Consider the following 13,392-nt stretch of genomic DNA (forward strand, 5'->3'; position numbering starts at 1 on the left):
GAGGTTTTGGTAATCTTGACTCATTAAGGCTTTGGTGGGAGAGTTGCCGCTAGTGAATGCTGACCTGCAACAATATATTCCGGTGATTGCGGTCATCGGCGGGGTGATCGCTGTTGGCCTATTCGTCAAAAAGACGGGATGGGTAGGCGTTGTAATTGTGGGAGTGTTGGCGGCGGTGTGGATCATGCGCACCAATCCGCAGTGGTTCGACAAACTCGACGGCACTATGGAGCGCATTGTTGAGGTGAACCGTGGCGATTAATGCTGCCTCAGTGAAGTGATGCGGCTCGCGGTATCGATGCACCCACGTTCAAGAATTCGGTGTGTCTCGCTCAAAAGAAAGCCATGAAGCTCTGGCTAACGTATGCCCGTGGGTCCTGACTGTAGTCATAGGCGCGTGGTTGCGGATCAAATCCGAGCTGTGTGCGCACCCGACAAATGATTAAGTGTAATTGCCAGCCATGATCTTGACTGGTGTCCACCCCGTAATCATTGGGTAGGGTTAATTGGTTTTCGTTGCGAATTTTTCGGGCAATGGATCTGGATGGCATCTGCTGTGCATCCGGAATTTCGTAGGCGATCAAATTGTCGAGCAGCTCCAGAGATTCCGAGGTACTGATGGCCTTTCGTTGTGCGAGACGCTCGACCGTCAAGGCAATGGATGTACGGACGTTAAGCGGGATTTCCGGCTCCAGGGCGCATGTACGCAATGCAGGCAAACAGGCATTGCTACCACAGCAACGAAGCATCACGACCGCAATGAGCCAGAAAGGAACATCAATTTCCTGACCGTAAGCGCCTTGGTTTTCCAACGGGTCCACTGCGCCGTTTTCACGGCCAACCAATGCCTCAATCAAGCGAGGTTCCGCAATCGGGTCGGCCCACATAGCCAAGACACAGGCGGCGTAAAAACTGGCCTTCGAATTTTGTGAATGAAGGACGTTTCGTACTTCTTCGTTGTATCGACTGCGATCTTGCGACACCCGCCAAAGTGCGATGCCGGAGCGCCCTTGTTTCAGCGAATCAATGGGGTTGCATACGACTTCATTGGCATGGTTGGTGGAGTCCGTATTTTCAATTCTGTGGTGGAGGACATCGTTGTCTTCGGAACGTGCGGCGGTGAGCCCCTTCATCGCGATGTTGGCAGCGGATGCGCCAGCGACTGCGCCGATGTGTTGCATGTCGCGTTGCATTCGGATCGCGTAGAATGCGTTGTTACTCATGCCAGCGGCACGGCAGGCAATCCAGACGTTGTGCAAGCCCTTGGGCAACAGCATGCGATACGGTAGCTGGGTATGCAGCGGGTGACGAAAAAGTCGGCAGGCCCAGTAATAAAAAACCATCTCATCATCTTCGAACTCAAAGTCAACGGAGTGAGAATCGGCGTGGCAACTTGCTTCGCCAATGCAGTCTTCGAAGCGTCGCTGAGCGACCAAGTCATCGAGCTGCAAAATGTAGTCCGTCTGAATGTGACGTGATTGTCGAATGCCCAGCAGCGGAGCAATCATCAGCAATTTATTTTTCTGAATAGCGGTTGATTCATGATACTGCTGGATGCCTACTAGTCGCGCGCGAGACAAGTCTTCTGGGTCGTTTGGGTCAAGCCAGCCCGCGTCGAAGTTGATCGCCTTGAGCTTGGGCCGATGGTCCTCGTAATTAATTGTTAGCGCGGCTTGTGAGTAAGCGAGCGTTCGCCCGTCACCACTACGCCCGGTTTTATATGCTGCGCCCGCAAAGGCGCAGAGATCACCGTCACCGGTGCTATCAATATAGGTGCTGGCCTTGAGTCGCACCAGCTTGTCTCCAAAGGCAACCAAGGCTGCATTGACTTGGCCTTGATGAGACTCTACGCCAAACAATAATCCGTTGCCATAAAAGCTAACGCCGAGTTCATCGAAGAGCTGCATGATCGCCAATTTCTTGGCTTCATGATGCCAGGCGTCTTTATCGGGAGACTCGCCAATGAGCAGAATATTGATCTCATCAGTGAGCGCATCAATGCTTTCCATTTCTTTACTGCCGATGCCGAAAAAATAGCCCGTAATCCCGCCACCAGTACCCACGCCACCAGGGAAGTCGGCAAAGTCGATTGCGATCGTTTGAGCGCCTTGACGGGCAGAGGTGATGGCGGCCACTGAACCCGATGTTCCTGTGCCGACGACGAGTACTTCGCACTGCGATTCTTCATCGAAGGTGAGGCAATGTGGATCAATGGAATCGGCCGACGATGGAATATTTGCCAGCGTCATGCTCGCTGTTTTGGGCGTTGCGCATTGTGCGGACATTCCCCAGTTGTAGCGATCGGCTAACGTATGAAGATCAGTGGAGCAATAAGCTGGCGACAGGCATTGCAGGTTACCCGGTTGAGAATCACTCAATGGAAGCACATGGCTTGAGTCGTAGATCGGATAGGGCTGTGATGCGCAGTGGCTGACAAGTAGATCCTGATTTTCAGTAAAAGACGTGCGCAGTAAACGGAGCTTTTTCATCATCGTCTGATGCCAAGGGAGTTGAGCATCATCCCACGATAAATACCGTTCACCTGCTTTGGTCGAAGCGCTTAGGCTCATGTTATGGGCATTGGAAAAATCGCTCAGCGGTGCCTCCAGCGCATCCCAGTGATTGGATTGCAGGGCGCAACTCCAACCCTGTCGGACGGTTCGGCGAGTCTGTTTTTCCCCGGTTGCCAAGCGCATCAAAATGCCTTGTTCCGTGGTGTCAATCCATTGGCGGGCGAATACACGGCGCAGCCCGGCCTTGGTTGCTAAAAGCAATGATGTTATGTTCGAATCGTCGTATTCGACCTTAACTGGATAGGCGTAGAAAAGCACCTGGCATTCGCCGGACTCCATGCGAGAACGTAGTTCTTTCGCCGCCTGAATTTCAGCGACGACTGGGTCAAACTTATTATTGGCCGTGCGATTGATCAACTGGAGGCGGGATAGCCAGCTTTGCCATGCCGCGGAATATTGCTGGTCTGTGGCATCGTTGATCAAGCAGGAGGTCGATTCCCACAAGAGCTGACCACTTGGCTCAATCAGCAGTATTTGTTGTCCATTGCTAACCAATCGCTCAGCCGCCGCATAGCCAATGTAGCCGGACCCAATCACGATTGTGTCGAACTGTTTATTGGAAAATGAATGGGGGAGCGATTGCTTTCGTGAACTCATAATACATCGATGCGGGGAGGGAGGCCTCGCACTTGAAATTGAGTATTTAAGATGACTACTTGACGTCAGCCTTTATTGGATTCAAACAGTTGAAATGGCTAGATATGTAACGATCAAGGACATCGCGAATCGGGCAGAGGTTCACTACTCCACGGTCTCTCTGGCATTGAGAAACGACCCCCGGCTGGCGCAGGAGACTCGCAATAAAATTCAGGCGCTGGCCGAGGAAATGGGTTACGTGCCCAGTGCTGCGATGAAGGCCCTGTGCGCCTATCGTGAAAGCAACAAACTCCAGCCCATCCGCAGTGGTTTGGCCTACTTAACCAATATGCCGCGTGATGATTCCTTTGGCAGTATGGTTTATCAGCGGGCCCGGAATAAAGCCAGCAGCCTGGGCTACGATTTGATCCAGTATAACCTGAGTGACGCCGACAGCCGGCTGGCGCATTTTAAATCCATTTGGTGGAATACCGGTATCAGTGGAGTCATGGTAGGCCCGTTCCTCGGCTCTGGGAATTGTTTGGATGACGATTGGGATCGCTTTATCGTGGTGGCATACGGCTATTCGGTGGACAGCCCCCATTTCTCGCGCGCTGTTCTGGACCACTATCATAACATGCTCACGCATTTGGAGATTCTCCGCAGTCGGTCCTATCAGCGAATCGGGATGATCTTATCGCAAAACTTAAGCAACCGCACGCATGGCATTTTGCACAGCGCCTATCTCTACGACCAAGTCAAGAATCGCGCGGCGCGTATCCCTCCCAACAGCGGAGACATTGATAGTCCGGAGAAGATGCGGGACTGGATCACCAGCAAGCGTCTGGATGCTGTCATTGGCCATCGTGACCATTATCAGCTTATTCTAAGCGCTGGTTTGCGTATACCGGAAGACATCGGCTTCACGCTGATTGGCTGGAAAGATTACGAACCGCGGACACAAGAACACATTGCAGGATTTAACAGCAAACCGGAGATGTTGGCCGAAAATGCAGTGGCGTTTCTAGTCTCTCAAATATACGAGCATGCTTATGGACTGCCCGAAACTCCACGTTCGCTAATGATTGAAGGCGAATTCCATGAGGGCGAAACCATCCGTAGACCACAGGCTTAGAAGAATCCAATCAGCCTACTTAGTTGGGAATTAGCCAAGGCTTAATGTCATCGGATAAATCTGACATATCATGTGATTCGACATGTCCGTCGTAGTAGGCCACTGCGGCTTTCTCATTGTAGCGATAGGCCACTGCACTATTGAGTGACTCTTCTGCTCCTTTGTATTTTGCCGATCCATAATAGGAGACAATCCAGTCCAGCGCATCAGTCATCGCGATGACATCGCTTGGGTTTTCCAGCTTGTAGCTATTAATTTGCCAAGCATTGCCTGCGTCAGAATAGCCAGTGAAGCCTGTAATGTTCATGGCGTAAGATCGGTCAAAGCGCCGCTCGCCATCGCTAGCTAGCACGTTTGCATTGGGCGAAATAAGCTCATCCGGCCATGCTTGTTCTTTGGCGATTCCGAGCAAAGCTCGATAGTCTTCATTTTCCAGCCATCGTGTCAGCGTCCCTTCTTCGTTGCGCGACAGAATTGGAACATACTGGCCCGCATGCTCACTGGCGTAAAGTGCGTTCGCAATCTGCAGTTGGCGAATATTGCTCATGCTTTTACTCAAAAACGAGTTCCCGCGAATCGAGCCGATAGTTGGGATCAGGATGGCTGCAAGAATACCAATAATGGCCACGACCGATAGAAGTTCAACTAAAGTAAAACCACGCGGTTGGGGTGAGATCAAAGGTAAGCGACTTTTGAGGGGTAAACGAATGCGTATCGAATGCATAGTGGTTGAATTTGAGCTGGTCAAAAAAAATGGCAATAGAGTCGCGATTCAAACTTTTGAATGATGAATTTATCCAAGACGAGTCAAAGCGGTATTTTCATTAATGGCATTGTTTCAAATGTTTGAATGCTTAATCAATTGCGGTTATCGACGTAACAACTAGCAAAAGACTTCAACACTGATTCATCCCAAACAAAAGTTATCCATGAAGACATGCACCCCTCAACACCTCCTGACGCTCGGCACATTGATGGCCGTTCTTACTGGTGCGTCCACTCTCGGCGCAACAACCCTTATTGATTATGGTCCCAGCAGTAGCTACGTGAGCGGGGATGTCAATTTCGCCCGCACCGCAGGTAGCACTGGCACTGGCCCATTCATTTTCCGCCGTAGCTTTAATGATTCCAGTGCTGATCCTTTGAGCCCGACTTCTGCTTACAGCGGCCCGACATTTTACGGTGGGTATCAGTTTATTTCTTCAAGTATCGATCAAGGGTTCAGCCGTCAGCAGATTCGCAATAATGCCAGCCCGGACACGACGGATCAAATTTACCTACAATCGTTTAACTCTGGTGGTTGGCTCGGGAGCGATCTTTCGCTCGCTGGCGTGTATATCTTCAAGCAGGACGATTTCGGTGGCGGCCTCGACACTGGCTCGGTCGCTCTTGACGGAATTTCTTTCTCCACAACCGGCTTCATCAACTCTGCAGATGGAACTATCAATTTTGATGGCCGCTATGTTGTTCAGATTGATAATGGGGACTACTACCTCTCCCAAACGACATTGGATTTGCGCCAAAATAATGGAAGTTTTTCAATCAGTGGCACCACACTGGAAAACGAGCTTTGGGCAGTATATAATCCTTCTATCGATCTGGATTTTGACGAAGGATCCGCAAGCTTCAATAGTTTGTCGCTGACAGGCGTAACTGCGATTGGGCTCTATTTTGAAGAAAACTCCTGGGCCGGAACTGATGCTTCCAGCACTGCCTACGGATTGGGTGTGCGCTCTTTTCAGGCAACCGGAACAAGTATCCCAGAGCCGTCAACGTCGGTGCTATTGATGGGGTTGGGTGGTATTATCGCTGCAGCATTCATTAAGCGTCGCCGTTCCAACTAGCATGGCCTTTGGCTGTCTTTGCAGCCACCGGGTTGGCTAAATCGTGACTCTGGCCAAAGGGTCGGCGTGTGTAGTCACGACGACCCTATTCGCTAATGGGAAGAAATATATGAGAAGCTTATTTCTAATAGGTGCCATGGCGTCGCTATCGATATTGCCCGCCTGCTTTAAAGACAAATCAGCACAAATCGACATGCAAACAACGCAGCCAAAAAACGTTTCTAGCTCGATCCCGGAAGGGCATTGGCAGAGCGAGTTATATTCGGAGAATTGGGAGCCGTTTCCTAGCCTTAGCTTTGAGTCGGATAGGATCATTCAAGACTTCTCCTATGCGGGTTATGCAAGCGGCGAGCAGCCAATACCTTCGCTCGCAGAGGCACCGGTTATTAACGTAACAGAATTTGGCGCTGATCCAACCGGTGAGGCTGATAGCACAAAGGCGATTCAGGACGCGATCAACCGCGCCGCTTCATTGCGGCAACCCGTTGTCGTTTATATGCCGGAAGGCACCTATCGCATATCACCGCAACGAGCAAAGGCACCAGTCCTGATTATCCGCAAAAGCAACATCGTGCTACGCGGTGCGGGCGTGGATAAAACACGGCTTTTCAATGATAGCTACGAGATGCGTGGTCAGAGTATCATTCACATTGCTGCGCCTGGTGCTGCCTCTTGGAGCAATGAGGAAGGGGCTGTGGTCCCAATTGTGCAGGATTTGCCGAATCCAACAATAGAAATACCAATTGCAGACAGCACGCAGTTCCAAGTTGGTGAGGATATCATTATTCGGGCAGACCCGACGGTAGAGTGGATTGAAGATCACCACGAAACCGATTGGTTGGGCTATGAAGAGAAGATTGGCAGTATGCTTTATCTTCGCCGCATAAAGGCAATTGATCGTGAGCAGAACGTGCTGACGATCGACATCCCAACGCGTTACATGCTCAAGCAAAGCTACAATGCACGCGTCTATCCCAAAACGGGGATCCTCCGAGAGATCGGACTGGAAGACTTTTCCATCGGCAATCGTGAGCATCCCGGCAAGGACGGTTGGGAGAATCTGGACTTTGCAACGCCGAACAGTGAATACACCAAGCGCTTAGCCGAGGGCTACAACTTGCCCGCAGACTTTGCCGAGAAACGCAAGAGCGCCGCTGATGTTCATTTTTCCTATGCGATAACGATGGTTGGCGTCGCCGATTCCTGGATTCGTAATGTTCAGGCATATCATCCGGATGAGAACGGAACGGATGTTCAATTGCTTTCCAATGGAATACGGTTGAAGGAATGCCAGCGCATCTCGGTGATCAACTGCATCATGCGATATCCTCAATATGGCGGGGGCGGGGGCAATGGCTACATGTTCCGCCTGGACAACTGCAATGAATGCCTACTGGAGAATTGCACTGCCGCCTTTGCACGTCACGGGTATTCTATCAGCGGAATGGCGAGCTCTGGTAATGTCCTGTATCGTTGTCAGGATATTGAAACTGGTCATCAGGTTTCTGGCAGTGGACATACCCAGGGTAAGGGAAGCGATCACCATATGTATTTCAGCCACTCCAATCTCTTTGATAATTGTGTTGCCGAAAATAGCTGGTTTGAGGCACGTGATCGCTACTACGAACGGATGTCGAAGCCGAAGCATAATACAACTTCAGCCCACACGGTTTTTTGGAATTCAGAAGGACGTTCGAACAGGGACCGGCCCTATGCCGTCTGGAGCATGCAAGCAAAATACGGGTATGTGATTGGGACAAAAGGGGCGGCTAGTGACGTTCGTACGAATGGCGATTATCCTGAACGCGCCAAAGTCAGCGATCCCGTTGATCACGTTGAGGGTATTGGGCAAGGAAGTGAATTGTATCCGGTGTCGCTTTTCCAAGACCAACGCGCGCGCCGTTTGGGCACTTTGGCACCTTAGTCAGAATCGAGGATAACTAATTCAGGGTTGTGGACGACGGTCACCCCAGGTTTGGCTCGTTTGCTTGTGCCGTCATTTTGGCAACATAGTCTTGGCGGGCGTAGCTGAAGGGCTTGCTGCTACTCTCGCATTGATATCCGGAATGGGGATACCTCAAAATTATCCAGGGGCGGCACATCAATTGAATAAGAAAAGCCGCCTGTGGTTCAGGCGGCTTTGTAAAAGAAGCTAAATTTTTGGATTACCGGCGGCGCTGTCTAGTGATTAGCACGCCGAGTATTATTAGACCCGTGAGCATCGCGTAAGCACTTGGTTCTGGGACGGTGGCTGCGTTTATTTGGTAGTCGCCGCCACCCAAGTCTATGAAGGTGATGTTTGTTGGGTCAATTGCGCCCTCATAGCGATACAGGCCAGTATTAATCGCAGTTTCTACTTCAGTCGGACTGTCGACGTCGGATAGCGAAATACTTCCACCGTTAGAGGTGAAATCCACATAGCCATTCGTGCCGTCAAAACCGAATAGGCCTGCAATGGATGGGCCGTTGTCCACGAGAGAAACGGAAGCACCATCCACGGTTACGATTGTCGTGTTGATGGTGGTAGCCATGACGCTGCCGCCAACAAAACTAACGCCGCTATTGAAGCTGAATGCTGTTAATGGTTGGAACTCGCCACTGACGTTTAAATTGGCCCCGCTGCTTAGAGCGAAAGAACCGAAATTAACGGGATCATAAATAAAGTTGCCAGCATTGTAGCTGAAGGTTCCGCCTACGGATATTGATGTGCCCGCATCGCGAATCATGTTTCCGGCAGTTCCCGTATCAAAAATGCCTCCTGCTTCAACGACCAGATTACCGCCGACACCCTGAATCCATGCAACGCCGTTGATTTGTTCCCAATGTCCGCCGTTTTGAACGGTGAGGGTGCTTCCGCCTTGGAGGACGAAGTCACCGCCTGGATCATACTGCGCGCTGGCATTCAGGACCGCATCATCAGTGCCGTTTAATACTGGAACTGTGTCTGTGTCCCAGTTGGTTGGAGTGAACCAAAGGTTGTCGCCACCACCACCATCCCATGAGATTGTAGCAGCTTGAGTTGAGAGGCTGCCTGCCAAGATGGCGGCTGCTGTTAGTACGGGGATTTTCATTGGAGTATTCATAGGTTATTGATGCAAGGAGTATAGTTTAAGTTGCATATAATTGCAGAGAATTGAAATGGTCAACAATATTTTTTGAAAGAATCCCGATTCGGCACGAATACTCAAAAAGGAATAGTGGGTTCAACTTTTGTCGGTGCTGCCAATCTTGCTGGAATTCTGATGGGTTGTGTCGGGCGGTATGTGCTTCCTGTCGCCATGTCATATCAATGTTTGGTCCATTTATGGTAATGGCATTGATTGCCCTAGATTATAAGCCAACATGACTATAAGTTCAACCGGTCATCATTGATAAATAGCGTGTAAGTAGATTGAGAGGCGATGAACCTTGAATTTGTAGAGGAGTCTTAGTGCTTTTTATGTTATGTGTTGTGAGTATGATTTATCATCCATCGCCCGATCCTCAGCTCATAGAAACCATCTGCTGCTTTCGAGATGCTGATTGATCCTTTAATTGGAAATTTCAGTCAGGCGTAGAATTAAGATTTCTAGTGAGATTTATGGAAATTTCAGCTGTGGTTTTATTTTTTTTTAGGAAAATTTGATTTGTATCCTGCGATTTATGACTGAGTTAGCGAATCACGATGACATGAGAACTGTATGTAATTGATTTTAAAGTTGCATTTAATTGCATGGCTTGAGATATTTGAATTACATCAACGGAAAATCACTTTTAATCGGAGCTCAACACCAGCCATGTCATTCGTCATCCCAATCTTTATGGGCGAACCGGATAGCGATATTTTCTCTATCTCTAATGTTTAACCTACTGATGGTCTTTGCTGTCTGTTACACCAGAAAACTACCGATCTTAATCCGAACGAATTATCTACATTGCTGAGTGTATATTGAAAAACCCGACGATAGCCTCACAGGATTATACTGCTTAATTATCTCATGGAAAAACCTCTCATAAAACTCTTAGCCGGCCTTTGTTTAGTATTCAGTTTTGGCTATGCCTCACTTCACGGTGCTTTTTCTGACGCTAACTTTATTACCGAAACGGTTTACAGTGGCAATGGCGTCATATCACTGGAATTTGACGATGAGGGACGGCTCTATGTGATTGAAAAACAAGGACGATTACTTGTCCTTGAACCTAATGATGGGCCTACGGTACAGATTAGTTATCAATACTTTGAAGGAACTTGGAATGAGTTGCCAAACTTTGACAATTTGACTCCGGTTGCAAGTGGGCTGGTCGATGGGTTTGATCTGGACCCACGTTTAAGGGATGATTTTTTTGCCTTCCGCTATACTGCGTCCCTCGACATTCTAAATACTGGCGACTACACCTTCTATACCACTTCGGATGACGGAAGCCGCTTACTCGTGGATGGCATTGAAGTCGTTGATAATGATGGATTGCATGGCAGCATTACCGAAAGCGGGACGATCAATTTAAGCGCTGGCGAGCATACTGTTGTTGTTGAATTCTTTGAAAATGGCGGCGGTGAAAGTCTCGTAGTTGAATGGGAGAGCTCAACGATTGTGCGTCAGCCTCTTGGTGGCTCCTCTAGTGATTTTACGCCTCCTGTTGTGGTGGCAGACATCACTTCTGAGGTGAATGCAGATGGCGAGCGAGGTTTGCTTGGCATGCAGCTTGATCCTGATTTCGCCAACAACCGCTATGTGTATTTATTCTACTCGACCTCAAATGATCAGCGTCTAATACGCATTACACTGGACGAAACTTTCACGCAGATGGCCCCCGGGTCTCAGATCGTTCTATTGTCGGGTTTGCCGAACACAACGAATGTCCACAATGCAGGTGACATCCAGTTTCATCCGAATGAGCCCTTTTCACTGTATGTGATGTTGGGGGATGATGGTAACCGCAACCTTGTCGATGACCTCAATGTGTATAATGGAAAAGTGCTGCGCGTTGATTCCGCCACGGGCTTAGGTCTTCCTGATAATCCATTTTATGATGGCACACCGTCCTCGGTTCGTTCCCGTGTCTGGGCACATGGATTTCGCAATGCATTTCGTTTTGTCTTCGATCCGGCTGCACCGATCAGCGATGTGATGTATCTCTCCGAAAATGGTGATGGCACTGACCGACTGGTCCGAATTGAAAAGGGAGCCGATGGCGGCTGGCCAGATGAATTCACTGTATCCTCCTCTGATGGAAAGCGTAAGGTTTTGCGGACGCACAGTCCCTCGGCGACAGGGGTGATTATTATTCGTGGAGGCCCATTTGCTCCAGATGGCCCAGTTATCTATCAGGCGCGTTATGGGCAGGAGATTCGAAGATGGTCACTCACCGGGGACGAGCTTGATACGTTGACACCAATTAGTGCAGATAACGGTGGCGCTTTTCTGACCAATCCGCCTGCCAGTATGGTGGCGTTCGAACTCGGGCCTGATGGGACCTTGTACTACACTGATTCCAATCAGGGCGATTCTCTAGGGAATGGCTACGACATTGGCCGGATACGTTTCCAAGGTGGCGAGCCACCAGTCGCTTTGTTCAATTCATCCAGCATTGAGGGGGCTGCCCCGCTAACTGTTACATTTACGGATAGCTCGACTGCGCCAAGTTCGTCGATTGCGACTTGGAGCTGGAATTTTGGTGATGCAGAGACATCCACCCAGCAAAACCCTCAGCATACTTTTAGCAATGCGGGGGTTTATGTCGTCAGCTTAACGGTCACTAATGCACTTGGATTATCTGATTCTGTGGAGCAGGTCATTTCCGTGTACGAATCGCAAAGTCTATCTATCACTGGTGAGATTTTCGATGTGCGCAGTGGCAGTGCGTTACCGATGGGCAACGATATTCAGTTAAGCTTTTTTCAGTCGGATGGTGTGACTTCTGCGCAGGTGACTGGCGGAAGTGGACCAGAACTGAACGTGCTCAGCGTGAGCGCTGGTGATGACATTAATTTTTCTGGTAACGCACAGCTAACGGGCACAGGTGTTGTGATTGTTGCTGCTGTTGACGATCCGCAGGGCTTCGCTTCCATCACACATGGCTATGCCGTCGATTTAACGAATAGCGCATCGCTTACACTCGACTTGTACTTTTCTGATTCGGCATTGGCTGGCCGAGTGCTTGATACTCGATCTGATCCGGCGTTGGTCGACATCGGTATTTCCAGTGGTGCTAACCGGATACCATACGGTACTCTTGGTGCTCGTGATTTTGGCATCGGCTCCGCCTTTGCACCGACTGGAATTAACCATAGACTCGACGTGGACGATCTTGGCTATTTCTATTTCCCAGTTGCATCGAGCGATGCCAATTCAGAGTTTCATTTAGACACGCCAGGCGATACTGGAGCTGCTACTTACGGACGTATCCTCACAAGTGAAACGGTTTCAGGGGGAGAACTGGCGCAGTGCGTTATTATTCTTGGACTCTTCGATGGCGGTATCGATACGGATGATCTGTCTGGCATTGCCGAAACGCCTGATGTCGATTACATTGAAGATATACAGACGATTTTTTCAGCGAACTGTATCGGTTGCCATAACGATATCGCAACGAACAGCGGCGGACTAGATCTACAACCAGAAGCAAGTTTTATTGAACTGGTGAATCGCTATAGTGTCGAAGCGCCCGGCGTTAAACTCGTTGAGCCCGGCTCACCGGGACTAAGCTATCTGATGGAGAAGATTAACTCCGACCAGCCACAGGTGGGTGACCGTATGCGCCCACATGATCCAATGCCACTGGAAGACCAAGCCATCATTCGCGATTGGATCAGGCAGTTGTCTCCTTATCAGGTATGGAGAGACGAGACTTTTGGCGCTGAATCTGGATCGAGTGAGGCTGAGCCTGATAGTGATTTTGATCTGGATGGCATGCAAAATCTGATGGAGTACACTCTACGTTCTGATGCCGCGAGTAATGGCGTGATAGCCCTTGTCCGCATTGAGCCAGGGCAGGGGGGTATTTCTCTGCGCATAGCCGAGCCATTGACCAACGTTTCGATTGCTTGGGAATCTTCTGTGGATTTAAGTCCTGATTCGTGGTCTGTAGTCGCGAGCCGTCCGGCCTTTGGCTCCTGGACGCTTTCGCCTGGGTACGAATTATCTACTGACCCACAAACCGGAGAATTTCTGCTAATGCCGCCGGATGGCTCCATTGGTGGTGGTTTGTTTTTCCGATTCGTCGCAGAAAGCGAATAAGCGGTTTTCTGACCATTATACGAGGCGCACACTCTATACACCGACAA

At 49.8% G+C, this 13,392-nt stretch carries 8 protein-coding genes and 1 pseudogene; 5 read left to right on the top strand and 4 right to left on the bottom strand.

Translation table 11 applies throughout. The features are described from left to right. Window positions 1–52 precede the first annotated feature (52 nt). Window positions 53–262 carry a hypothetical protein gene (locus tag IE065_RS10240; RefSeq protein WP_189514673.1) on the top strand — a complete coding sequence of 70 codons (210 nt, stop codon included), beginning with the start codon at window positions 53–55 and terminating at the stop codon, window positions 260–262. A 70-nt stretch (window positions 263–332) separates the two neighbouring features. Here the strand turns inward: IE065_RS10240 and IE065_RS10245 are convergent, their stop codons facing one another. Beyond that, window positions 333–3,170 (bottom strand): FAD-dependent oxidoreductase, encoded by a 2,838-nt coding sequence (locus tag IE065_RS10245; protein WP_189514675.1) that lies wholly within the window; start codon window positions 3,168–3,170, stop codon window positions 333–335. A 94-nt stretch (window positions 3,171–3,264) separates the two neighbouring features. Between IE065_RS10245 and IE065_RS10250 the strand changes: the two genes are divergently transcribed. Continuing rightward, window positions 3,265–4,284, top strand: a complete 1,020-nt coding sequence (locus tag IE065_RS10250) for a LacI family DNA-binding transcriptional regulator (RefSeq protein ID WP_189514677.1) — start codon at window positions 3,265–3,267, stop codon at window positions 4,282–4,284. A gap of 19 nt (window positions 4,285–4,303) precedes the next feature. On the opposite strand, the gene IE065_RS10255 is transcribed toward IE065_RS10250, so the two are convergent. Both IE065_RS10255 and IE065_RS18375 read right to left on the bottom strand, forming a co-directional pair. After that, window positions 4,304–4,831, bottom strand: a complete 528-nt coding sequence (locus IE065_RS10255) for a hypothetical protein (RefSeq protein ID WP_229792092.1) — start codon at window positions 4,829–4,831, stop codon at window positions 4,304–4,306. 51 nt (window positions 4,832–4,882) lie between these two features. Further along, window positions 4,883–5,008: pseudogene (locus IE065_RS18375) on the bottom strand (type IV pilin protein); the annotation flags it as partial. A 205-nt stretch (window positions 5,009–5,213) separates the two neighbouring features. Here IE065_RS18375 and IE065_RS10260 point away from each other — a divergent pair. After that, on the top strand, window positions 5,214–6,128 hold the full coding sequence (locus tag IE065_RS10260) for a PEP-CTERM sorting domain-containing protein (protein WP_189514681.1): 915 nt from the start codon (window positions 5,214–5,216) through the stop codon (window positions 6,126–6,128). A gap of 193 nt (window positions 6,129–6,321) precedes the next feature. Beyond that, on the top strand, window positions 6,322–8,052 hold the full coding sequence (locus IE065_RS10265; RefSeq protein ID WP_189514682.1) for a glycosyl hydrolase family 28-related protein: 1,731 nt from the start codon (window positions 6,322–6,324) through the stop codon (window positions 8,050–8,052). 241 nt (window positions 8,053–8,293) lie between these two features. Here IE065_RS10265 and IE065_RS10270 read toward each other — a convergent pair whose 3' ends face one another. Then, on the bottom strand, window positions 8,294–9,199 hold the full coding sequence (locus IE065_RS10270; RefSeq protein WP_189514684.1) for a PEP-CTERM sorting domain-containing protein: 906 nt from the start codon (window positions 9,197–9,199) through the stop codon (window positions 8,294–8,296). Window positions 9,200–10,105: 906 nt separating this feature from the next. On the opposite strand from IE065_RS10270, the gene IE065_RS10275 reads away from it, so the two are divergent. Further along, window positions 10,106–13,345: a PQQ-dependent sugar dehydrogenase gene (locus IE065_RS10275; protein WP_189514686.1), complete on the top strand. Its 3,240-nt coding sequence runs from the start codon at window positions 10,106–10,108 to the stop codon at window positions 13,343–13,345. Window positions 13,346–13,392: the final 47 nt, after the last annotated feature.

It is taken from the genome of Cerasicoccus arenae (assembly GCF_014651635.1).
In the GTDB taxonomy this organism is placed as follows: domain Bacteria; phylum Verrucomicrobiota; class Verrucomicrobiia; order Opitutales; family Cerasicoccaceae; genus Cerasicoccus; species Cerasicoccus arenae.

Coding starts and splice junctions, on each gene's coding strand:
- IE065_RS10245 (WP_189514675.1), bottom strand. CDS start 3,170: ATGAGTTCACGAAAGCAATCGCTCCCCCATTCATTTTCCAATAAACAG.
- IE065_RS10250 (WP_189514677.1), top strand. CDS start 3,265: ATGGCTAGATATGTAACGATCAAGGACATCGCGAATCGGGCAGAGGTT.
- IE065_RS10255 (WP_229792092.1), bottom strand. CDS start 4,831: ATGAGCAATATTCGCCAACTGCAGATTGCGAACGCACTTTACGCCAGT.
- IE065_RS10260 (WP_189514681.1), top strand. CDS start 5,214: ATGAAGACATGCACCCCTCAACACCTCCTGACGCTCGGCACATTGATG.
- IE065_RS10265 (WP_189514682.1), top strand. CDS start 6,322: ATGCAAACAACGCAGCCAAAAAACGTTTCTAGCTCGATCCCGGAAGGG.
- IE065_RS10270 (WP_189514684.1), bottom strand. CDS start 9,199: ATGAAAATCCCCGTACTAACAGCAGCCGCCATCTTGGCAGGCAGCCTC.
- IE065_RS10275 (WP_189514686.1), top strand. CDS start 10,106: ATGGAAAAACCTCTCATAAAACTCTTAGCCGGCCTTTGTTTAGTATTC.